The 23,508-nt window shown below is 68.5% G+C and carries 16 protein-coding genes; 7 read left to right on the top strand and 9 right to left on the bottom strand.

The features are described 5' to 3' along the window. Nucleotides 1–51 precede the first annotated feature (51 nt). The 7 genes from gcvH (at nucleotide 52) to I6H87_RS07665 (ending at nucleotide 7,800) form a co-directional block, all read left to right on the top strand. The gene (gene gcvH, locus I6H87_RS07695; protein WP_010812169.1) at nucleotides 52–432 is read left to right on the top strand and encodes a glycine cleavage system protein GcvH; all 381 of its coding nucleotides are present in this window, start codon (nucleotides 52–54) and stop codon (nucleotides 430–432) included. Nucleotides 433–532: 100 nt separating this feature from the next. Then, a complete protein-coding gene (gcvP, locus tag I6H87_RS07690) occupies nucleotides 533–3,463 on the top strand; it encodes an aminomethyl-transferring glycine dehydrogenase (RefSeq protein WP_011616221.1) in 2,931 nt (976 codons plus the stop codon). Between the two features lie 144 nt (nucleotides 3,464–3,607). Then, a complete protein-coding gene (locus I6H87_RS07685) occupies nucleotides 3,608–4,984 on the top strand; it encodes an L-serine ammonia-lyase (protein ID WP_010812171.1) in 1,377 nt (458 codons plus the stop codon). Between the two features lie 64 nt (nucleotides 4,985–5,048). Then, on the top strand, nucleotides 5,049–5,786 hold the full coding sequence (locus I6H87_RS07680; protein WP_011616222.1) for an MBL fold metallo-hydrolase: 738 nt from the start codon (nucleotides 5,049–5,051) through the stop codon (nucleotides 5,784–5,786). A 27-nt stretch (nucleotides 5,787–5,813) separates the two neighbouring features. Beyond that, a complete protein-coding gene (locus tag I6H87_RS07675; RefSeq protein WP_010812173.1) occupies nucleotides 5,814–6,287 on the top strand; it encodes an OsmC family protein in 474 nt (157 codons plus the stop codon). A 10-nt stretch (nucleotides 6,288–6,297) separates the two neighbouring features. After that, complete coding sequence (locus tag I6H87_RS07670) at nucleotides 6,298–7,161, top strand: alpha/beta hydrolase (protein WP_011616223.1); 864 nt, start codon at nucleotides 6,298–6,300, stop codon at nucleotides 7,159–7,161. 135 nt (nucleotides 7,162–7,296) lie between these two features. Continuing rightward, nucleotides 7,297–7,800 carry a glycine zipper domain-containing protein gene (locus tag I6H87_RS07665; RefSeq protein WP_010812175.1) on the top strand — a complete coding sequence of 168 codons (504 nt, stop codon included), beginning with the start codon at nucleotides 7,297–7,299 and terminating at the stop codon, nucleotides 7,798–7,800. Between the two features lie 30 nt (nucleotides 7,801–7,830). Here the strand turns inward: I6H87_RS07665 and I6H87_RS07660 are convergent, their stop codons facing one another. The 9 genes from I6H87_RS07660 to I6H87_RS07620 all read right to left on the bottom strand — a co-directional run bounded on the left by I6H87_RS07660 (nucleotide 7,831) and on the right by I6H87_RS07620 (nucleotide 23,356). Continuing rightward, nucleotides 7,831–8,946, bottom strand: a complete 1,116-nt coding sequence (locus I6H87_RS07660; protein ID WP_010812176.1) for a YbdK family carboxylate-amine ligase — start codon at nucleotides 8,944–8,946, stop codon at nucleotides 7,831–7,833. Further along, on the bottom strand, nucleotides 8,946–10,172 hold the full coding sequence (locus I6H87_RS07655; RefSeq protein ID WP_010812177.1) for a cation:proton antiporter: 1,227 nt from the start codon (nucleotides 10,170–10,172) through the stop codon (nucleotides 8,946–8,948). The genes I6H87_RS07660 and I6H87_RS07655 overlap by 1 nt, the downstream gene beginning before the upstream one ends. Before the next feature lie 166 nt (nucleotides 10,173–10,338). Beyond that, entirely contained in the window at nucleotides 10,339–12,303 is a 1,965-nt protein-coding gene (locus tag I6H87_RS07650) for a tetratricopeptide repeat protein (RefSeq protein WP_011616225.1), read from the bottom strand. Between the two features lie 154 nt (nucleotides 12,304–12,457). After that, nucleotides 12,458–13,609 (bottom strand): branched-chain amino acid ABC transporter substrate-binding protein, encoded by a 1,152-nt coding sequence (locus I6H87_RS07645; RefSeq protein ID WP_010812179.1) that lies wholly within the window; start codon nucleotides 13,607–13,609, stop codon nucleotides 12,458–12,460. Nucleotides 13,610–13,764: 155 nt separating this feature from the next. Further along, a complete protein-coding gene (putA, locus tag I6H87_RS07640) occupies nucleotides 13,765–17,730 on the bottom strand; it encodes a trifunctional transcriptional regulator/proline dehydrogenase/L-glutamate gamma-semialdehyde dehydrogenase (protein ID WP_010812180.1) in 3,966 nt (1,321 codons plus the stop codon). 194 nt (nucleotides 17,731–17,924) lie between these two features. Beyond that, a complete protein-coding gene (locus I6H87_RS07635; protein WP_011616227.1) occupies nucleotides 17,925–20,246 on the bottom strand; it encodes a primosomal protein N' in 2,322 nt (773 codons plus the stop codon). A 524-nt stretch (nucleotides 20,247–20,770) separates the two neighbouring features. Then, nucleotides 20,771–21,862, bottom strand: a complete 1,092-nt coding sequence (hemE, locus tag I6H87_RS07630; protein WP_010811259.1) for a uroporphyrinogen decarboxylase — start codon at nucleotides 21,860–21,862, stop codon at nucleotides 20,771–20,773. A 52-nt stretch (nucleotides 21,863–21,914) separates the two neighbouring features. After that, on the bottom strand, nucleotides 21,915–22,865 hold the full coding sequence (locus tag I6H87_RS07625) for an alpha/beta hydrolase (protein WP_011616229.1): 951 nt from the start codon (nucleotides 22,863–22,865) through the stop codon (nucleotides 21,915–21,917). Between the two features lie 50 nt (nucleotides 22,866–22,915). Next, on the bottom strand, nucleotides 22,916–23,356 hold the full coding sequence (locus I6H87_RS07620) for a CoA-binding protein (RefSeq protein WP_010811261.1): 441 nt from the start codon (nucleotides 23,354–23,356) through the stop codon (nucleotides 22,916–22,918). Nucleotides 23,357–23,508 lie beyond the last annotated feature (152 nt).

The following is a 23,508-nucleotide window of genomic DNA, read 5'->3' as shown; positions in this document are numbered from 1 at the left end:
GCCGGGCAGGCATCACCCAACAAGAAACAAATCTGTATCCGGAGAACCTTCATGAATTTCCCCGCTGACCTCAAGTACACCGAGTCGCATGAGTGGGTACGCGTCGAAGCCGACGGCACGCTCACCATCGGTATCACCGACCATGCGCAGGACGCGCTGGGCGACATCGTCTTCCTGGAACTGCCCGAAGTGGGCAAGTCGGTCGGTGCCGGCGACGCGCTGGCAGTGGTGGAATCGGTAAAAGCCGCTTCCGACATCTACGCCCCCGTGGCCGGCGAAGTGATCGCCGTCAACGAGGCCGCCACGGCTGCCCCGGAGAGCGTCAACGCCGACGCCTTCGACGCGTGGCTGTTCAAGCTCAAGCCGGCCAACGGCGACGACGTCAACGGCCTGATGTCGGCCGACGCCTACAAGGCCAGCGTCGGCGCCTGACGCCGGCCGCGCCGGTCCATGGTTGGACCGGCCACTGCAGACTGACGCGCGCCGTCCCGGCTGACCACCGGCCGGCGCGCACCCCACGAGGTTCTTGCCAATGAACGCCCCGCTTCCCATGAATGCCGCCCAAGTGAACCGACCCACGCTGGCCGAACTGGAGGCGCGCGACGCCTTCGCCGCCCGCCATATCGGCCCCGATACCCCCGAACAGCAGCACATGCTGAAGGTGCTCGGCTATGACAGCCGCGCCGCGCTGATCGACGCCGTCATCCCCGCCGCCATCCGCCGCCGCGACGGCATGCCGATGGGCGAGTTCACCGAGCCGCTGAGCGAGGAAGCCGCGCTGGCAAGGCTGCGCGGGCTGGCAGGCAAGAACAGGGTGCTGAAGAGCTTTATCGGCCAGGGCTACTACAACACCGTCACGCCCGGCGTCATCCTGCGCAATATCTTCGAGAACCCGGCCTGGTACACCGCCTACACGCCCTACCAGCCGGAAATCTCGCAAGGCCGCCTGGAAGCAATGCTGAACTTCCAGCAGATGGTCACCGACCTGACCGGGCTGGATATCGCCAATGCGTCGATGCTGGATGAAGGCACTGCCGCGGCCGAAGCCATGACGCTGCTGCAGCGCGTGAACAAGCACGATTCGAACACCTTCTACGTGGCCGACGACGTGCTGCCGCAGACGCTGGAAGTGGTACGCACGCGCGCGCTGCCGATGGGCATCGAAGTCAAGGTCGGCCCCGCCGCCGATGCCGCCGCGGCCAACGCCTTCGGCGTGCTGCTGCAGTATCCGGGCGTAAACGGCGACGTCAACGACTACCGCGCCATCGCCGACGCCGTGCACGCCGCCGGCGGCCTGGTGGTGGCTGCCGCCGACCTGCTGGCGCTGACGCTGATCGCCGCGCCTGGCGAATGGGGCGCCGACGTGGCCGTGGGCAACTCGCAGCGCTTCGGCGTGCCGCTGGGCTTCGGCGGCCCGCACGCCGGCTATATGGCGGTGAAGGACGCCTTCAAGCGCTCGATGCCGGGCCGCCTGGTGGGCGTGACCATCGATGCGCAGGGCAACAAGGCCTATCGCCTGGCCCTGCAGACGCGCGAGCAGCATATCCGCCGCGAGAAGGCCACCTCGAACATCTGTACTGCGCAGGTGCTGCTGGCCGTAATGGCCTCGATGTATGCCGTCTACCACGGTCCGCAGGGCCTGAAGCGCATCGCGCAGCGTGTGCATCGCCTGACCGCGACGCTGGCCGCCGGCCTGGAAAAGCTCGGCTTCGCGCGCACCAACGCCAGCTTCTTCGATACGCTGACGCTGGAAACCGGCTTCAACACCGATGCCATCCATGCCGCGGCCACCGCGCGCGGCATCAACCTGCGCCATATCAGCGCCACGCGCGTCGGCATCTCGCTGGACGAGACCGCTACCCGTGCCGACGTGGTCGCGCTATGGGAAGTATTCATGCAGGGCAAGCCGTTGCCCGCGGACGTGGACTTCGACAAGCTCGAGGCCGTCGCGCAGGACGGCTTCCCCTCCGAACTGGCACGCACCGGCGAATACCTGACCCACCCGGTGTTCAACACGCACCACGCCGAACACGAGATGCTGCGCTACCTGCGCATGCTGGCCGACAAGGACCTGGCGCTGGACCGCACCATGATCCCGCTGGGCTCGTGCACGATGAAGCTGAACGCCACCAGCGAGATGATCCCGGTGACCTGGCCCGAATTCAGCCAGATCCACCCGTTCGCGCCGCTGGACCAGACCGTGGGCTACCGCGAGATGATCGACCAGCTCGAGGCCATGCTGTGCGCCGCCACCGGCTACGCCGCGGTGAGCCTGCAACCCAACGCCGGCTCGCAGGGCGAGTACGCGGGCCTGCTGATCATCCACGCCTACCACGCCAGCCGCGGCGAGAGCCATCGCGACATCTGCCTGATTCCGTCGTCCGCACACGGCACCAATCCGGCGTCGGCGCAGATGGCCGGCATGAAGGTGGTGGTCGTAGCCTGCGATGAGGACGGCAACGTCGACCTGCAAGACCTGGCGAAGAAGGCCGAGCAGCACAGCAAGAACCTGGCGGCGATCATGATCACCTACCCGTCCACGCATGGCGTGTTCGAGCAGGGCGTGCAGCAGATTTGCGAGATCGTGCACCAGCACGGCGGCCAGGTGTACGTGGACGGCGCCAACATGAACGCCATGGTCGGCACCGCCGCGCCGGGCCAGTTCGGCGGCGACGTGTCGCACCTGAACCTGCACAAGACCTTCTGCATCCCGCACGGCGGCGGCGGCCCGGGCGTGGGCCCGGTTGCAGTCGGCGCGCACCTGGCTGACTTCCTGCCCAACCAGGACAGCGTCGGCTATCGCCGCGACGACCGCGGCATCGGCGGCGTTTCGGCGGCGCCGTTCGGCTCGGCCAGCATCCTGCCGATCTCGTGGATGTATATCGCGATGATGGGTTCGGCCGGCCTGACCGCCGCCACCGAGAACGCGATCCTGGCGGCCAACTATGTCGCCAAGCGCCTGGCCCCGTACTACCCGGTGCTGTACACCGGCCAGCACGACCTGGTCGCGCACGAGTGCATCCTGGACCTGCGCCCGCTGCAGAAGGACACCGGCATCAGCAATGAAGACGTGGCCAAGCGCCTGATGGACTACGGCTTCCACGCCCCGACCATGAGCTTCCCGGTGCCGGGCACGCTGATGATCGAGCCGACCGAGAGCGAGGCGCTGCACGAGCTGGACCGCTTTATCGACGCGATGATCGCGATCCGCCAGGAAATCGGCCGCGTTGCCGACGGCACCTTCGACCGCGACGACAACCCGCTCAAGCACGCGCCGCACACGGCCGCGGTGGTGACCGCCGACGAGTGGACCCACAAGTACACGCGCGAGGAAGCCGCGTACCCGGTGGCATCGCTGCGCACGCAGAAGTACTGGCCGCCGGTCGGCCGTGCCGACAACGTGTATGGTGACCGCAACCTGTTCTGCGCCTGCGTGCCGGTCAGCGACTACGTGGTGGACTGAGGCGTAGCGCCGCCGCAGCCGCGGCGGCCCGCCAACGAACTATGCTCGAGATGACGGGCATCGCGGTGTCGCGGTGCCCGCCGCAGCCACGCCAACCGACCAAGAAGAGCCTCTTCAGGGCCATCCCATTGCTGGAGACATTCCGTGGCAGTCAGCGTCTTTGATCTGTTCAAGGTGGGCATCGGCCCGTCGAGCTCGCATACCGTAGGCCCGATGCGCGCTGCGCTGATGTTCGCGCAGGGGCTTGAGCGCGACGGCCTGCTGCCGCAGGTGGCGAGCGTGCGTGCCGAGCTCTATGGCTCGCTGGGCGCCACCGGCAAGGGCCACGGCACCGACAAGGGCGTGATCCTCGGCCTGATGGGGGAAGCCCCCGACACCATCGATCCCGATTCGATCGACACGCGCCTGGCCGCGCTGCGCGCGGGCCGCGAGCTGTCCCTGCTGGGCCAGCATGTCGTGCCCTTTGTCGAGAAGGAGCACATCGCCTTCTACCGGCGCGAAGCGATGGCCGAGCACCCCAACGGCATGAAGTTTCATGCCTTCGACGCCGGCGGTGCATCGCTGCGCGAGGCGCGCTACCTGTCGGTCGGCGGCGGCTTCGTCGTGACCGCGGGCGCACCCAATACGCAGGTGCTCAATGCCGCGCAGCAGCTGCCGCACCCGTTCCGCAGCGGCAAGGACATGCTGGAGATGGCCACCGCCAGTGGCAAGAGCATCGCGCGGCTGATGATGGAAAACGAGCTGACCTGGCGCAGCGAGGCGGAAGTCACCAGCGGCCTGCTGCATATCTGGGATGTGATGCAGGCGTGCGTGGCGCGCGGCTGCCGCACCGACGGCGAGCTGCCGGGGCCATTCAGGGTCAAGCGCCGTGCGCCGGAGCTGTTCCGCAGCCTGACCGAGCGCGCCGAGCGCACCCTGTCCGACCCGCTCTCGGTGATGGACTGGGTCAACCTGTACGCCATCGCAGTCAATGAAGAGAACGCCGCCGGCGGGCGCGTGGTCACGGCACCTACCAACGGCGCGGCCGGCATCATCCCCGCGGTGCTGCACTACTACGACCGCTTCGTGCCGGGTGCCAGCAAGCAAGGCGTGGTCGACTTCCTGCTGACCGCGGGCGCGATCGGGCTGCTGTACAAGCTCAATGCGTCGATTTCCGGCGCCGAGGTCGGCTGCCAGGGCGAAGTCGGCGTGGCCTGCTCGATGGCCGCCGGCGCGCTGGCGGCGGTGCAGGGCGGCAGCCCGGCGCAGGTCGAGAACGCGGCCGAGATCGGCATGGAGCACAACCTCGGGCTGACCTGCGACCCGGTTGGCGGACTGGTGCAGATCCCGTGTATCGAGCGCAACGCAATGGCCTCGGTCAAGGCGGTCAACGCGGCGCGCATGGCCTTGCGCGGCGACGGCACGCACTACGTATCGCTCGATTCGGTGATCAAGACCATGCGCGAGACCGGTGCCGACATGAAGACCAAGTACAAGGAGACGGCGCGCGGCGGGCTGGCGGTGAATATCGTGGAATGCTAATGTCCGCGCGCGCAGCGCGGCGTATCATGGCGGCGTTCCCCGAACGAAAAACAAGAGGGCAGCCATGCAGACCTTCCACCAGCTGTTCGACGACACCTCGTCCACCTTCACCTACCTGCTGATCGACGCCGCCACCGGGGACGCGCTGCTGATCGATCCGGTCGACCACCAGCTGGAACGCGACCTGGCGCTGCTGAAGTCAACCGGCGCGCGGCTGGCGTGGGTCATCGAGACCCATGCCCATGCCGACCACATCACCTCGGCCGGCCACCTTGCGCTGCAGACCGGCGCGCACACCGCGGCGCCGTCCGGCTGCGATATCAAGCCCGCGCACAAGCAGCTGATCGACGGCGACACTGTCGCCTTCGGCAAGCAGGTGCTGCGCGCCATCCATACGCCCGGGCACACCGCCGGCAGCATGAGCTACCTGTGGGAAGAGCCCACGCCCGACGGCATCGTGCGCCGCGTCTTCACCGGCGATGCCCTGCTGATCGACGGCTGCGGCCGCACCGACTTCCAGTCGGGCGACGCCGGCACGCTCTACGACAGCCTGACCAGGAAGCTGTTTGCGCTGCCCGACGACACGCAGGTCTATCCGGCCCACGACTACAAGGGCCGCACCTCGTCCACCATCGGCCAGGAGCGCGCCCACAACAGCCGCGTCGCCGGCCGCACGCGTGAAGAGTTCATCGAGATGATGCGCAACCTGAACCTGCCGCGCCCGAAGCTGATCGATGTCGCCGTGGCGGCCAACCAGCGCCTGGGCCTGCGCGACGGCGAAAGCGTGCCGCACGGCGCCTGAGGTTTTCCTAACGTTAGGAGTCTTTGCATGTCCACTTACACCGCTGAAGTCCTGTGGCAACGCGACGGGCAGGATTTCGCCGGCAACCGCTACAGCCGCAGGCATGTGCTGCGCTTTGACGGTGGCGCGGAAGTCCCGGGATCGTCATCACCCCATGTGGTGCCATTGCCGATGTCGGATGCGAGCGCGGTCGATCCCGAGGAGATGTTCATCGCCTCGCTGTCCAGCTGCCACATGCTGTGGTTCCTGTCGCTGGCGGCGAAGCAACGCTTTGTCGTCGACCGCTACCTGGATGCGGCCACCGGTGTGATGGAAAAGAACGCGGACGGGCAGACGGCGATGACCGTGGTGACGCTGCGCCCTCAGGTGACGTTTGGCGGCGAGCGCGAGCCCACGCGCGAAGAACTCGATGCCCTGCACCACGCCGCGCATGGCGCCTGCTTTATCGCCAACTCGGTCAGGACCGAGGTGCGCTGCGAACCTGTGTTCGCCTGCGCCTGAGCGCGTTGCCATGCCTGCCATCGCCCCGGCACCGGCGCCAGCGCGGCTGGTGTCGCCGCGGACTGAATCGGTTCGCCGCAGGGTGCTGCGCTGGCTCGGTGCGGGACTGGTCCTGCTTGCCGGAATCAGCATGATGCAGGATCACTTCCTCTACTTTCCCGATAAAGCCTCGGTCGACGCCATGGTCTCGCCCGGGCTGCGCGCCTGGCCGGGGCCGCAGGACTTTCGCGGCCTTGTCGCCGAACCGGCCGGACCGGCGCGCGCCACCGCCATGGTCTTTCACGGCAATGCCGGGCACGCCGGGCATCGTGGCTACTACGCCAGCGCGCTGACGAAGCTGGGCCTTCGCGTGATCCTGGCCGAGTACCCGGCCTACGGCCCGCGCACCGGCGCACTCGGCGAGCGCAGCTTCGTGGCAGACGCGGAACAATCGATTGCGCTGGCCCGGCGCCAGTTCGGCGGCCCGCTGCTGCTGGTCGGCGAGTCGCTGGGCGCGGGCGTGGCCGCAGCGGCCGCGGCGCGCCAGCGCGAGAGCGTCGCCGGCGTGCTGCTGATCACGCCGTGGGACAAGCTTGCGCATATTGCCTCGCATCACTATCCCTGGCTGCCGGCCGGCTGGGTGCTGCGCGACCGCTACGACAGCGCGGCCAACCTGGAAGGCTTCGGCCGCCCGGTGATGGTCGCGGTCGCCGAACGCGACACCATCGTGCCGGCACGCTTCGGCCAGGCGCTCTATGCGTCGCTGGGCGAACCGCGGCGGCTCGCGGTGATCGGCGGCGCCGGGCATAACGACTGGGCCGGGCATGTCGATACGGCCTGGTGGCAGGAAGCGGTCGCGTTCCTGCTGTCCTCGCCACCCACTACAAACAAATAACATCGGGCCGTCAAAACGCTGATTTGACTTACCCCTGCGTGCCGCAAATACTGGCCTTCACAGAACGGCTCGCCACTTGCGCACCGGTCGGTGCGTCCAGCGTCGCGTAGCCGACACCCGTGGGGGAACATCATCATGAAGCAATGCCCGCATCGCAAGCTGTACCGTGGCCTCGGCGTACTGGCCGCGGCGATCGCGCTGACCCCGGCGCTGATCCCGGCTCAGGCCATGGCGCAGAACAAGCCCATGGCCTATCCGGCCAAGGGCCAGAGTCAGCAACAGCAGGCCAGCGACGACGGCGCCTGCTACAGCTGGGCCAAGCAGCAGACCGGCGTGGATCCGGCACAGGCCGCCAACGCCCCGCCGCCGGCCCAGGCGCAGAGCGGCCAGCGCGTGCGGGGTGCCGCGGGCGGCGCCGCGGCGGGCGCGGTGGTGGGCGCGATGGCAGGCGATGCCGGCAAGGGTGCGGCGGTCGGCGCTGCAGCGGGTACGGTGGGGGGCGGCGTGGCGCACCGGCAGTCGCGCCGCCAGGCGAACGCGGCCAACCAGCAGGCGGCGGCCAATACCAGCCAGGCGATGGGCTCGTACTACCAGGCCTGGGGCGCCTGCATGCAGGGGCGCGGCTACAGCGTCAAATAGGACAAGGGGCAGCCTGGCGCAGGCTCAGGCTCAGGCAGCCCACCGGTCACACGCCTTGCGCACCGTTTCACGCTGGCTGCGCGCATCGGCATCGACCTGGCGCAGCCACTCGGCGTCGCCGTCGCGGCGCTCGGCCAGCGCGCGGATATTGGCCAGCGCCTCCAGCGAGCCGAGTGCCTCGGCGTGCGGCACCAGCGCGTCGCAGATCGACAGGATGTGGTCGGCGATCGGCATGCGCGTCAGTTCGTTGGGATGCACGTACTCCCCCTCCAGCCCGAAACGGCAGGCCTGGAAGCGGTTGAAGGTGTACACCAGGTAATCGTCTTCCTGCGGCATGAAGGGGCGCGACAGCAGCAGGTAGCGCGCCAGCATCTGGATATAGGCGGCGATATCGCAGGCGCGCTGCACCGTCAGCGGCGTGTCCATCACGCGGACCTCGATGGTGCCGAACTCGGGCTTGGGCCGGATATCCCAGTAGAAGTCCTTCATGCTCTCGATCACGCCGGTATTGCGCATTTTCTCGAAATACGCGGTGAAGGCGTCCCACGTCAGCAGGAACGGCGCCCGCCCGCTCATCGGGAAGGCCGCGACCGAATTCAGCCGCGCCGAGGCAAAGCCGGTATCCACGCCCTGCACATAGGGCGAGGATGCCGCCAGCGCCACAAAGTGCGGCACATAGCGGCCGATGGCGTGCAGCAGGAACAGCGATTCGTCGGCGCTGGGGCAGCCGATATGCACGTGCTGGCCGAACACCGTGAACTGCTTGGCGAGGTAGCCGTACAGCTCTGAGATGTACTGGTAGCGCGGCGAATCCGAGATGGTGCGGTCGGCCCACTGCTGGAACGGGTGGGTGCCGCCGCCGGCAATGCCCAGGTTCAGCGAGCGCGAGGCCGCCACCATCAGGTCGCGCATCACGGTCAGCTCTTCCAGCGCCTGCTGGTAGGTGTGGCAGATCCCGGTGCTGATCTCGATCATCGACGGGCTGATCTCCGGCTTGATGTCGCCGGCATGCTCGGCGCCCTTGAGCGCGCGCAGCAGGTCGGGCGCGAACGGGGCCAGGTCATAGTCATGCCGGTTGACCAGCTGCAGCTCCAGCTCCACGCCGAAGGTCAGCGCCTCAGAGTGCTTGAACGTTTCGAGCGACATCAGCGCCCTCCTCCATTGGCCCGGATGTCGACGCGGACTTCGCCTGCGTAGCGCAGCGCCCAGGCCGCGATCACCGGACCGAAAAGTTGTTCGATTGCCAGCGCGCACAGGATGATGGCCGCCAGCGGCTGGCCGGTACCGGGGTAGAGCCGCGCCACGTCATGCATCAGCAGGTAGGCGAGGCCCGACATCGGCGCCAGCGCCAGCCCCAGCGCCATGCACTGGCGCAGGCTCAGGCCCGAGAACGAGCCCAGCGAGACCACGCCGGCCAGCTTGGCCACATGGCGCAGCACCACCAGCGCGATGGCGTAAACGCCGCCCACGGCCCAGTCCTGTGCCGTCAGCGGCAGGCCCAGCGACACCACCATCACGATGATCAGCAGGCTGCCGGCGCTGCCGAAATGCGGCGGCCACACATGCGGCTGGTTGTCCTGGTGCTTGAACACGACACCGGCCAGCATCAGCGTCAGCGGCATCGACAATTTTAGTACCCGGGTCAGCGCCAGCGTGAACAGCACCAGGCCCACCAGCACCAGGAAGCTGTAGTGGTCGTCGGCCGACATGCGGTCATAGATGGCATGGCCGAGCTTGCCCACCACCCACGCCAGCAGGCACGAGCCCACCAGCAGGTACAGCGGATGCAGCAGCGCCGCGCCCAGGTTGCCGTATTCCGAATGCAGCCAGCCGGTGGCGACCTGCACGATGGCGGCGGCGTAGATGCTGTTGAGTGCGGCCATCGCCATCAGGCGCTCGGTGACCTGGCCGTCGGCGCGCAACTCATTCTTGAGCTGCAGCACGATGGTGGGCGAGGTGCTGACCGCGATGCCGCCGGCCAGGATCGCCACGCCGGGCGAGGCGCCGATCCATTGCAGCACCGCCGCCACCAGGCCCCAGGTCAGCAGGCTTTCAAAGGCACTGGTCAGCAGCAGCCAGCGGTTGGCGCGCAGCCAGGTCAGCGAGAGGCGATGCCCGAGTTCGAACAAGGCCAGCGCCAGCGCCATATCGATCAGGATACGGGTCTGGTTGATCATGTTCTCGTCGACGATGCCGCGCCCCAGCATGCCGGCGCAAAGCCCCGCCGCGGCATACCCGACGATGCGCGGGCAGCGCAGCCAGCGCCGGCTCAGCTCACCGGCCAGGCCGGCGCCGACCAGCGCCAGCCCGACCCAGAACAGGCCGCCGGGCGCGAGCGGGAGGCTTGGAAAAAGTTGGCTCAGTCCATTCATGGCGACATGGTAATGTAAGCACTTCACAATCCATGTCAGTGATTGTCCGACACCGCACAAAACACGCGCACAACTTCTGTCATCTGCACGTAAAAAACGCCATCTCCGGATGGCGTTTTTTACATCCCTTACATGTTCAGACCGTTCGGCGGCCCGGAGCGACGTTTCAGACGCCCCAGACTTTCCACATCGGGCGGGTTGCCTTGAGCGCGGCCTCCACCTGTGCGTACAAAGTGCGCGTCGAGCCCTGCGCGGCCCCGCGGGCACGGGCCTTTTCGAAATACCCCAGCGCGGTTTCACGCTGGTCCAGGCCAAGCGCCGACTGCACCGCGCGCAGGTACACCTCGGCATCCCAGTCGTCACGCACGGCGAAGGCTGCGATAAAGTCGGCCAGCGCGGCATCGTGGCGCCGCGCTGCATGGTGGACCAGCCCGCGCTGCACGCGCGGGCCGGCCTGGTCCAGCGGATCGCCCTCGGTCAGCGCCACGGCCTGTTCGAACAGCGGCAGCGCGCGCTCGGGCTCGCCCGCGTCGCGCCAGACCTGGCCGAAGCGGTTGTACAGCCAGGCGTCCTCGACCAGCAGCGCGCGGCGCTGCTGGGCCTCGATCTCGGCCAGGGCATCGGTGCGGTCGTGCTCGTCCATGCCGGCCGCCTGCGCCTGCAGCAGCGCGGCAAAGTGCGCGCGCGCATGCGCCATCGGGTGCGCGGCCTCGCTGCGGGCTTCCACCGGCAGCGCGTCCAGCCGGGCATCCATATGCATCATCGCGGCACGGGCGGCCTCGGTCGGCTCGGCGCCGCCCATGGCCTTCAAGGCCGCGATCATGCGGCTGAAGGCCCAGGTCACGTCGGCCGGGTTACGCTCCAGCGGGTAGCGGTTGAGCACCTCGCCGGCCAGCTCGGCTACTTTCTGGTGCTGGCCGGCGTCGGCGTGGCAGTCGAGCAGGTCGATCCAGTGATCGATGAACTCGCTGGCGGCCATGCCCTGCTGGTGCAGCGCGATGCGCTCGTCCACGTGCGCGGCGTCGGCCGGCAGGCTGCGCGACAGCAGCCGGCAAAGCAGCGAATAGACATGCGGGTCGGCATTGCCGCCGTGCCCCGCGGCATCGCCCTGGCCGGTGGCGAAATACTGGTCGAAGCGCGCCACGCCGGCACGGCCGGCCTGCACAAGCACCGGCCGCAGCGCGGCCTCGGCGGCCGGCACCTCGTCGATGAACTCGCCCAGCGCCATGGCGGCGCGGTAGTAGCCGGCACCGTCGTCGGACTGGTCGGTCAGCGTGAAGCGCAGCCACGGCTCGCGATCGGCCGGCTGGGTGCTGTCGGCGCGCTGCGCCAGCTGGTGGCGCCAGGCCAGTTCGCGTACCTGGCTCTGCGGGTCGGGCACCTGGCGCAGGTAGACCGCCAGGTCGTCCAGTGCCCCCTGGACGTCGCCCACGCCGTGGCGCAGCGGTGCACGCAGGCGGCGCGCCTCGGGGTGGTCAGGGTGCTCGGCCAGCACACGGGCGGCCTGGTCGGCGGCCACGGCGTCACCGGCTGCGGGATCGAGCTCCAGCAGATGCGGATTGTCCAGGGCCACGCGGCCCAGGCAGACGCGCATCAGGGGCTCCACCGGAACGCCGGCGGCCTCGGCCCGGGCGATGTAGTCCGTCACCAGTGGTGCGATGTCATCTGCGCCCAGGTCGGGATTGCGGACCATCAGGTCATGCCAGTAGCGTGCCGCGGCGGCCATGTCGCCCATGCGCAGCGCGGCCAGGCCGGCGTGGAAATGCGCGGCCCATTCGCCCGTCAGCAGGCCGCTGCGTTGCGCGGCCTCATGCAGCCACGGGCGCGCCTCGGCATCGCGGCCCAGGCTCATCAGCATGGCGCCGTAGCGGTGCGCGATCACCCCGCGCGAGGCCCAGCGGTGCGGCGGCTGCAGCGGCAGCGTGTCAAGCCGCGCCAGCGCCTCGTCCAGCACCGCCAGCGCGGCGTTGGCGTCACCGTTGTCAAAGTGCAGCCGCGCCCGCAGCGTGACGAAATCAACCACCTCGGGGCGGGCCTGCGACAGCTGGTCGGCAATCTGCAGGGCTTCGGTGAAGCGCCCCTGGTTGGCTAGCCCGATGGCGTGGTCGTAGCTGGCTTCCTGCTCGGACACGTACTGCTCCTATGGATTGAAAAAATGTGCGAGTGCGGGATTATGCGCCAATGGGGGAGATACGGAATTGTTTGGGAGGCTTGCCGCCAAGCCCCCAAAAGAAAAAACGCCACCCAAAGGCAGCGTTCTCCCATAGCCAAAACCAGCCAGCAGCTTACTTCCCGCCAACCGTCTCCAGCACCGTCCACTTGCCGCCAACCACCTTATAGACAGTGATACCACCATCCTTCAGGTCGCCGCGCGCGTCATACGCCAGCGTCTTGGTGGTCACGCCCTGCATATTGGTAGCAGCCAGCACCGGCAGGTAGCGCGCCGGGTCGGTCGAGCCGGCCTTGACCATGGCCGACATCATCGCGGTGGCGCCGTCGTAGGCGTACGGCGAGTAGGTCTGCACCTTCGAGCCAAAGCGCTTCTCGTACTTCTTCTCGTACGTGGAGCCGCCAGGCATCTGGTCCAGCGGCAGGCCGGCCAGCGACACCACGGTGCCTTCGGCGGCCGGGCCGGCGAGCTTCAGGAAGTTGTCGGTCTTGGACATTTCGCCCGACACCAGCGGGGCCTTCATGCCCAGTTCCTTGACCTGCTTGGCCATCGGCGCGGACTGGGTCTCGGCGCCGCCGTAGAAGATGATGTCCGGGTTGCTGCGCTTGATGTTGGTCAGCACGGCCTTGAAGTCCACCGCCTTGTCGTTGGTGAACTCGCGGCGCACGATCTTGCCGCCGGCGGCCTTGGCGGCCTTCTCGAACTCGTCGGCCAGGCCCTGGCCGTACGCGGTGCGGTCATCGACGATGGCGATGTTCTTCGCGCCCAGCTTCTTCACCACGAAGGCGCCGATCACCGAGCCCTGCTGGGTGTCGGAGGTCATCATGCGGAAGGTGGTCTTGAAGCCTTGCTTGGTGTATTCCGGCGCGGTCGCCATGGCGATCTGCGGAATGCCGGCGCGGTTGTAGACCATCGACGCCGGGATGGTGGTGCCCGAGTTGAAGTGGCCGAGCATGCCCTGGATGCCGTTATCCACCAGCTTCTGCGCCACCACCGAGCCGGTCTTCGGGTCGGCCTGGTCGTCTTCTGAGACCAGCACGAACTTGACTTCCTTGCCGCCGATCTTGGGCTTGGTGGCGTTCATGTCCTCGATCGCGAGGACGATGCCGTTCTGCATGTCCTTGCCGTACTGCGCCTGGCCGCCGGTCATCGGGCCGGCAAAGCCCAGCTTGATTTCCTGGGCCTGCGCGAACGCGGCGGAGGCGGCGGTCAGGCCAGCCAGGGTCAGGGCAACGGTCATTGCCGTCTTGTGGAATGTCGAGCTCATCAGATCTCCTTGGGTCCCAAATGGTGCCGATGTGGTGCCGTTGCCGGCAGTTATAGCGGTGCAGCCTGGCAGTGCCGCACCTTGTTTCAATACGCAACCGGGCGGGATCGCCGCCACCGCTGCGTGCTTCGACATGACGAGGTCCGAGGGTTGCCTCAGCCGATCGTCATCAAACTGGCATTGCCGCCCGCGGCTGCGGTGTTGACCGAAAGCGAGCGCTCGATCAGCAAACGGTCGAGCGCGATATTCGGTTCACCTTGCGCCAGGCCCTGCACGCCGATGATCGGACCGGGGCGCACCGCCACCTGCTCGCACACCGTGCGCAGCTGGTCGGAATCTCCGTGGTGCAGCACCGCATCGATAGCGATGTCCGCCGCGGTCCAGTCGGCCACCATGCGGACGCGCGATTGTACGCCCTTAGGCAGGCGCGCAAACAGCCCCCGGCTGACAGGGTTTTCCGGCCATACGGCGTCTGCGCCGACGGTCAGCACGGCGCCCAGCTGCAGCGCCAGATCGGCCTCCTGCGTGGCCAGGCACAGCACGTGCTCGCGCGGCAGCAGGGTGTAGGTGTTGCGCTCGCCGGTGGGGCCGGGCAGCGTCACGGTCAGGCCCGAGGGCGAGGCCTCGGCCAGGCGCTCGCAGGCGGCGGCCACCGCCGGCAGCTCGGCCCTGGCCCAGGCCTGGAAGGCCGCTGCGGCCTCGTCGCGCAGCGTGGCCGCCTCGGCGCCGCCGCCTGCTTCCGACGCGCGCACGCTGCGTACCACCGCGTCCTGCGGGCAGACCGACAGCAGGCGGTGCAGGTACAGCGGGCCGCCCGCCTTCGGGCCGGTGCCCGACAGGCCTTCGCCGCCGAAGGGCTGCACGCCCACCACGGCGCCGACGATATTGCGGTTGACATACAGGTTGCCCACATGGGCACGGCTGACGATGTGCGAGATGGTCTCGTCGATGCGGGTATGGATGCCCAGCGTCAGGCCGTAGCCGGTGGCGTTGATCTGGCTGACCATGGTGTCCAGCGCCGCGCGCGGAAAGCGCACCACGTGCAGCACCGGGCCGAACACCTCGCGCTTGAGTTCCTCGATGCTATCCAGTTCGATCAGCGTCGGCGGCACGAAGGTGCCGTTGCGGCAGCTGGCGCCCTGCGCGGCGTTGGGGTCGGCCTGATGGACACGGCGGCCCTTGGCGCGCATGGCATCGACATGGCGCACGATATTGCCGCGCGCTTCGTCGTCGATCACCGGGCCGACGTCGGTCGAGAGCCGGTCCGGATTGGCCATGTTCAGTTCCTGCATGGCGCCCTTGAGCATTTCCAGCACGCGGTCGGCCACGTCTTCCTGCAGGCACAGCACGCGCAGCGCCGAGCAGCGCTGGCCGGCCGAATCGAAAGCGGAGCTGAGGACATCGCCCACCACCTGTTCAGCCAGCGCCGACGAGTCGACGATCATCGCGTTCTGTCCGCCGGTCTCCGCGATCAGCGGGATCGGGCGGCCGGCGGCGTCGAGGCGGCCGGCGACGTTGCGCTGCAGGATGCGCGCGACTTCGGTCGAGCCGGTGAACATCACACCCTTGACGCGGGCGTCGCCGACCAGCGCGGCGCCCACGGTCTCGCCGCGGCCCGGCAGCAGCTGCACCGCGCCGGCCGGAACGCCGGCTTCGCGCAGCAGGCGCACGGCGGCGGCGGCGATCAGCGGGGTCTGCTCGGCGGGCTTGGCCAGCACCGGGTTGCCGGCGGCCAGCGCCGCGGCCACCTGGCCGGTGAAGATCGCCAGCGGGAAGTTCCACGGGCTGATGCAGACCACCGGGCCCAGCGGGCGGTGGGTCTCGTTGTCGAAGCTGCGGCGCACCTCGGCGGCGTAGTAGCGCAGGAAGTCCACGGCTTCGCGCACTTCGGCGATGGCGTTGGAGAAGGTCTTGCCGGCCTCGCGCATGATGATGCCCATCAGCGACTGCATCTGGGCTTCCATCAGGTCGGCGGCGCGCTCCAGCGCGGCCGCGCGCACGTCCGGCGGCGTCGCCTGCCAGATCGGCGCGGCGTTGATGGCGGCCTGCAGCGCGGCGTCGACCTCGGCCTGGCCGGCCTCGGTGACATGGCCCACCACATCGCGGTGGTCGGCCGGGTTCAGCACCGGCGTGGTGATGGCGTCGGCTGCGCGCGGTACCTCGGCGCCGAGCAGCGGCTCGGCCACGAAGCGCTCGCTGGTGCCTGCCAGCAGCGCCGACGACAGCGACGCCAGGCGATGCTCGTTCGCGAGATCGATGCCGGCCGAATTGGGGCGGCTCTTGCCGTACAGCGTGCGCGGCGACGGGATGCGCGGGTGCGGCAGGCCCAGCACGCCTTCTTCGCGGTGCATGGCTTCGACCACGGCGACCGGGTCGGCCACCAGCTCGTCCAGCGAGATGGTGTCGTCGGCGATGCGGTTCACGAACGAGGTATTGGCGCCATTCTCCAGCAGGCGGCGCACCAGGTAGGCCAGCAGCGTTTCATGCGTGCCGACCGGCGCGTAGATGCGGCACGGGCGGTTGAACTTGCCGTCCGCGGTGGCGCCAACCACCTGGTCGTACAGCGGCTCGCCCATGCCGTGCAGGCACTGGAACTCATACTGGCCGGGATAGTAGCTGTGGCCAGCGATCTGGTAGATGGCCGACAGCGTATGCGCATTGTGCGTGGCGAACTGCGGGTAGATCGCGTCCGGCACCGACAGCAGCTTGCGCGCGCAGGCGATGTACGACACGTCGGTGTAGACCTTGCGCGTGTAGACCGGGTAGCCCTCCAGCCCGTCGAGCTGGGCGCGCTTGATCTCGCTGTCCCAGTAGGCGCCCTTGACCAGGCGGATCATCAGGCGGTGGCGGCTGCGGCGGGCCAGGTCGATCAGGTAGTCGATCACGAACGGGCAGCGCTTCTGGTAGCCCTGCACCACGAAGCCGATGCCGTTCCAGCCCGCCAGCTCGGGCTCGAAGCACAGGCGCTCGAGCAGGTCCAGCGAGATCTCCAGGCGGTCGGCTTCCTCGGCGTCGATATTGATGCCGATGTCGTACTGGCGTGCCAGCAGCGTCAGCGACTTCAGGCGCTCGTACAGCTCGCCCACCACGCGCTCATGCTGCGCGCGGCTGTAGCGCGGGTGCAGCGCCGACAGCTTGATCGAGATGCCCGGGCCCTCATAGATGCCGCGCCCGCGCGAGGCCTGGCCGATGGCGTGGATGGCCTGCTCGTACGAGGCCAGGTAGCGCTGCGCGTCGGCCTCGGTCATGGCGGCCTCGCCCAGCATGTCGTAGGAGTAGCGGAAGCCTTCGGCCTCGTACTTGCGCGCGTTGGCCAGCGCCTCGGAAATGGTCTCGCCGGTGACGAACTGCTCGCCCATCAGGCGCATCGCCATGTCCACGCCCTTGCGGATCAGCGGCTCGCCGCCCTTGCCGATGATGCGCGTGAGCGCCTTGGTCAGGCCCGATTCGGTATGGGTGGCGACCAGCTTGCCGGTCAGCAGCAGGCCCCAGGTGGCGGCGTTGACGAACAGCGACGGGCTCTGGCCCAGGTGCGACTGCCAGTTGGCGCCGCTGATCTTGTCGCGGATCAGCGCGTCGCGGGTGGCCTTGTCGGGGATGCGCAGCAGGGCCTCGGCCAGGCACATCAGCGCCACGCCTTCCTGCGACGACAGCGAGAATTCCTGGATCAGGCCCTGCACCAGGCCCTCGCGGCCGCTGCCGACCTTCTGCTCGCGCAGCCGCGTGGCCAGGGTCTTGGCCATCTTGATGGCGGCCTCGCCTTGCTGCTGCGGCAGGCGCGCCTGCTCCAGCAGCACCGGTACGCAATCGGCTTCCGGGCGGCGATAGGCAGAGGTAATGGCAGCACGCAGCACCGATTGCGGCTGGATGCTTTGGGCGAACTCCAGGAACGGCTGCGGCGCATCGCCATGGACCAGCTCGGCTCCGTCGGCGCCATCCGCGTCGGCGCTACCGGCGGCGCCGGTCTCGTGCGGCAGGTGGCCGCGCTCGATCTGCTCGAGGTAGGTGAAGATAGCCTGCTTGATCAGCCAGTGCGGCGTGCGGTCGATGGATTGGGCAACGCGCTTGAGGCGGTCGCGCGAGGCGTCGTCGAGCTTGACGCCGAGAGTGGTGGTGGCCATGCGGGCATTTCTCCGAAAGACTGGAGCCGCCGCCGGTGCTACCTCGTCCATGCCGGCAGGCACGGGCGCGCGACCGGCCGCAGCCTGTGAGCTGGCGCGATCTTACTCCCGAAAATCACCAAGGTGCAACCTAGTGCAACCCTATCGAAAACCCTAATGCCAGGGTTGCACCTTTCACTGCCACGCCAGCTGACTCAGATCCGCAACGGGTCGATCTCAAGCTGCCAGCGCACCCCTTTTGCCTCCGTCCCCACATCTGCGAAAGTCTGCACCCACTCAGCCACGAAGCGTTGCAGCACCGGCCGCGAGGTGGCCTCAACCAGCATCTGCGCACGCTCCCGGTTGAAGATGCGCACCATCGACATCGGCACCGGATCGTGCAGTTGCACCTCGGCCGCCAGCTCGCAGGTTTCGGCATGCCGGCGCGCCACTTCCAGGAACTGCAGCGCCCGCTCCAGCTGGCCGTGGTCGGCGGTTACCAGCACCTGGTAGCAGAACGGGGGCAACCCGGCCTGGCGCCGCTCGCGCAACTGGCTGGCCGCGAATCCATCATAGTCGTGGCGCGTCAGCGCCTGCAATGCCGGGGTGTCCGGGTAGCGCGTCTGGATCAGCACCTCGCCCGGCAAGCCAGCCCGCCCTGCCCGCCCGGCCACCTGCATCAGCGAGGCGAACAGATGCTCGGCGGCGCGGAAGTCATGGCTGAACATGGCCGCGTCCGGATGGACGATGCCGACCAGGGTCACGCGCTGGAAGTCATGCCCCTTGGCCACCATCTGCGTGCCCACCAGGATGTCGACTTCGCCGGCATGGACTTCGTCGAACATGGCTTGCGCGCTGCCCTTGCGGCGCGTGGAATCTGCGTCGATGCGGGCGATGCGCGCCTGCGGGAAGCGCGTCGCCAATGCCTCTTCGATGCGCTGCGTGCCACGCCCCAGCGGCGCGATGTCGACGTTGCCGCAGTCCGGGCAGTGGTGCGGCACCGGCGCCTCCAGGCCGCAGTGGTGGCAGCGCAGGCGCCGTTCGGGGCGGTGCAGCACCAGGTAGGCCGAGCAGCGCGGGCAGCCCGACAGCCAGCCGCAGCTGTCGCAGGCAATCACCGGCGCGTAGCCGCGGCGGTTCAGGAACAGCAGGCTCTGCTCGCCGCGCGCCAGGCGCGCGTCGATGGCTTCCAGCAGCGGCACCGACAAGCCTTCGAACAGCGGGCGCTGGCGCTGGCGCTCGTGGTTCAGGTCGACCAGGCGCACTGTCGGCAGGGTCGCTTCGGCCTGGGCGCGCTCGCGCAGCACCAGCTTGCGGTAAGTGCCCTGCCCGGCCCGCCACCAGGTCTCCATCGACGGCGTGGCCGAACCAAGCACCACGGCAATGCCGCGCTGCTTGGCGCGCCACACCGCCAGGTCGCGCGCCGAGTAGCGCAGCCCTTCCTGCTGCTTGTAGGAAGTGTCGTGTTCCTCGTCGACCACGATCAGCGCCAGCGCCGGCAGCGAGGCCATCACCGCCATGCGCGTGCCCAGCACGATGCGGGCCTCGCCGCGGTGCGCGGCCAGCCACTGCAGGCTGCGCTCCTGGTCGGCCAGGCCGCTGTGCAGCACCGCCAGCGGCAGGTGCGGGAAGCGTGCAGCGATGCGGGCCTGCAGTTGCGGGGTCAGGTTGATTTCAGGCACCAGCATCAGCACCTGGGCCTGGGGGTCGCGTTCGAGCAGCGCCTGCATCGCATGCAGGTAGACCTCGGTCTTGCCGCTGCCGGTCACCCCGTGCAGCAGGAACGGCGCGAAGCCCTCGGCCTCGGCAATTGCCTGCACCGCGGCGCGCTGCTCGTCGTGCAGCGGCGGCGCGGCCGATGGCGGCTGTGCGGGGTCGGTCGGCAGCAGGGGGCGCGCGGTGCGACTGGCCTCGACCCAGCCGGCGGCCTGCCATTCGGCCAGCCGCGCCGGTGCCGCCGCGCACAGCACGCGGGCGTCGGCCAGCGTCAGCGGCTCGGCCGCGGCGGCGCGCTCGGCCAGCGCCTGTGCCAGGGCGCGCACGCTGCGTGCGCGTGGCGGCACGGCGGCCAGCAGGGCCTCTGCATGCCCGGGCAGCAGGCGGTATTCGTCGGTGCGGGCACGCTGGGCCAGGCCCGGCCAGCCCTCGGCCTCGCGCAAGGCCGGCGGCAAGGCCGGCAGCATCACTTCGCCCAGGCGGCGCTGGTAGTAGCGCGCGGCAAAGGCGGCCAGCCCGATCCAGTCGGGCTGCAGCGGCGGCATCCATTCCAGGCGCTGCGCCACCGGGCGTAGCCGGTCGGCGGGCACATCGGAGCTGTCGGCGTACGCCACCGCCACGCCGACCATGCTGCGGCGACCGAACGGCACCACCACCAGGTCACCCGGGGCGACCTCGGGCGTGGCGAGATAGTCGAAGCAGTCGTCGGCGGGGGTGTCCAGCGCGACCCGGATGACTGACTGCGCGGCGGCGGTCGGCATCACGGCGCCCATCGCCGTGCTGTTCTCGACCACCGGAAGCGCGCCGCTAGCTGGCGCCATGCGGCCCTTCCTGGTGCACCGCAGTTGCGCAACCTTTGTGCAACGGGCGCCTGGCGCAATAAGAGTGGAAATCTAGTGTGCGGCGCAACATCAACTTAAAGTAAAACTTCAAATGTGGCCCTAAGTCGATGATAGATGACTGGTTTTCCACTAATTCCACCGCCCCTGTGGATAACTTTGTTGAAAAGTCGCACTGGCTGGCCGGGAAGCCCCGCGAAACAAGGGATCCACCGGCATCGGGCCTTCCTTTGCAATTCTTCCAAATCCTTAAAAATCAAGGGCTTGCAAACATCCCCCGGATAGGTTAGGGAATAACCCTGTTCCGCACTGCGGCAAACCTATTGGTGTGCATAAGTCAAGTACCGCCAGTCAAGTCCGAGCACCTTTTTGGCGAATGCTGGCGAAAAAGTTAACTTGACAGGGTCCGGCGGCGCGGCTCCCGCAGCACTGGGTACGCTGGGGCGCCGGTGCGCTGCAGCGCAGGGCACCGCAGCAGCAGCCAGGCCGGCCGCATACTGTCATCGTCACTTCTGCCCGGCGCGCAGCTTGCGGCTGTGGCGATGCACTTCATCCACCAGCACCGAGACGTTATCCGGCGGCGTGAACTGCGAGATGCCGTGGCCAAGGTTGAATACGTGGCCATCACTGCCCCCGGCGGCGGCATAGCTGTCCAGCACGCCGCGCACCTGCTCGCGGATCGCGGCCTCAGGGGCGAACAGCACGGTCGGGTCGATATTGCCCTGCAGCGCCACGCGCCCGCCGGTGCGGCGGCGCGCTTCGGCCAGGTTGACGGTCCAGTCCAACCCGATCGCGTCGGCGCCGGTGTCAGCCAGCGCCTCGAGCCACAGGCCGCCGCCCTTGGTAAAGACGATCGCGGGCACCTGTTGGCCATCGTGCTCGCGCTTCAGGCCGGCCAGCACCCGGCGCATATAGGCCAGCGAGAACGCCTGGTACATGCCGTCGGCGAGCGCCCCGCCCCAGGTGTCGAAAATCATCACGGCCTGCGCGCCGGCTTCGATCTGGGCATTCAGGTATTCGGTCACCGCCTGGGCGTTGATCTCGAGAATGCGGTGCATCAGGTCCGGGCGGCCGTACATCATCGCCTTGACCGTGCGGAAGTCGTCCGAGCCGCCGCCTTCGACCATGTAGCAGGCCAGCGTCCAGGGGCTGCCGGAAAATCCGATCAGCGGCACGCGCTGGCGGCCGTCCTGGACCAGTGCGCGGCGGATTTCGCTTACCGCGTCAAAGACATACTGCAGCGACGCCATGTCCGGCACGGCCAGTTTCTGCACGTCGGCTTCGGTGCGCAGCGGATGGGCAAAGCGCGGGCCCTCGCCCTGCGCGAACGACAGGCCCAGGCCCATCGCGTCGGGCACGGTCAGGATGTCGGAAAAGAGAATCGCCGCGTCCAGCGGATAGCGGTCCAGCGGCTGCAGTGTCACTTCCGTGGCGTAGGCCGGGTTCTTGGCCAGCCCGAGGAAGCTGCCGGCGCGGGCGCGCGTGGCGTTGTACTCGGGCAGGTAGCGGCCCGCCTGGCGCATCAGCCACAGCGGCGTGTATTCGGTCGGCTGGCGGCGCAGCGCGCGCAGGAAGGTATCGTTCTGCAGTGCGGTCATGGTCATCCTCGTAAGACCGCCATTCTAAGGGATGGCTGCGGCTGGATGCCGCTCAGACGTCGTCGATCATCCCGGTGAAGGCCGCTGCGGCACGCCGCATCCATTCGCGCGCGCGTTCGGCATCGGGCTGCAGCCGTGCGAAGCCGTGGGTCATGCCACTGGCCTCGATGGTGACCACCGGGGCGTCGTGGCGCACCAGGAAGTCGGCATAGGCCAGGCCGTCGTCGCGCAGCACGTCGTGCGCGGCCACCATCAGCACGGTGGCGGGCGGGCGCACCAGCGGCGCGGCCATCAGGTGCACGCGGTGGTCGGGGTGGGCGGTGCCCTCCGCCAGGGCCTCGGCGCCGATGAACTGGGTCCAGAACCAGGCCATCTCGTCACGCGTCAGGCCGGGACCGTCGGCAAAGGCGCGGTAGCTTTCGGTGCTGAGCACCGGTGCCGTCACCGGATAGATCAGCAGTTGCGCATCGACCTGCACCGCGCCGCCGCCGTTGAGCTGCTGCGCTGCCTGCGCCGCCAGGTGGCCGCCGGCGCTGTCGCCCGCCACGGCCAGGAAATCGGTCGCCAGCCCGAGTGCCTGACGTTCACCGGCGAACCACTGCACTGCCTCGGAGGCATCGTCGCAGGGAGCCGGGAACGCGTGCTCGGGTGCGAGGCGGTAGTCGACGCTGGCCACCGCGCAGCCCGTGTCGGCCGCAAGCAACGCTGCAACCGTATGGTGCGTCTGCGGCGAGCCGATCACCCAGCCGCCACCGTGGAAGTAGACCACCAGCCGCGGCGCGGTCTCGCCGGCCGGGCGGAACAGCCTGGCGCCCAGCGAGCGGCCGGAGAGCGCAAGCTCCAGGTCCTGCACCGTGATGCCTGCCGGATCCGGCAACAGCGACGCCGCCGCGATCTCGGCAAAACGGGCCCGCTGCGCGGGAATGTCGGCAGGCGCGGGCGCATTGGCATAGCGCTCCGCCAGGCGGCGGTAATAGGCAAGCAGTTGCGGGTCGATGGCCATGGTTGGCGACTGATGGGAAAGCGGAAAAAGAAAGGGTGCCGGGGCGGGAATCAGTCCAGCCCGAGCTGGCGCGTCAGCTCGACCTTGCTGCAGCAATCCTGCACCGCCAGCAGGCCGGCATCGGCAGCGCGGCGCACGGCGTGGTCGTTGACGATGCCCAGCTGCAGCCAGACACCCTGTGCGCCAATGGCGATGGCCTCATCGACCACGCCCGGCGTTTCCTCGGCACGGCGGAAGATGTCGACCCACGCGATGGGACTGCCGGCTGCCGCGGCAGCGTCGGCGGCTTCGCGCAGCGTGGCGTGGCAGGTCTCGCCCAGAATGCGTTCGCCGGCATGACGCGGATTGACCGGCACGATCCGGAAGCCATGGTCCTGCAGGAATTCCGCAACCTCATGACTGGGACGCTCCGGGCGGTCGGACAGGCCGACCACGGCCACGGTCTTCATCGCCAGCATGGCTTGTATGGCTTGCTGCATCTCAGGGCGCATCGCGTCTCCGGGTGGACAAGGGCGGGCCCGCGGACATGCAAAAACGCAACGCGAAGGCCACAGACGTCCTGAATCGTAACCGGAATTGTCACGCAGGGATTGGTGGGGGAGCGAACATGGAAATCGCGTCATCAAAGATAATACAACGACAC

The sequence above is a fragment of the Cupriavidus necator genome, from assembly GCF_016127575.1.
GTDB classification, from domain to species: Bacteria; Pseudomonadota; Gammaproteobacteria; order Burkholderiales; family Burkholderiaceae; genus Cupriavidus; species Cupriavidus necator_D.
The sequence above is the reverse complement of the archived record's forward strand: the minus strand, read 5'-3'. Positions and strand labels throughout refer to the sequence as shown.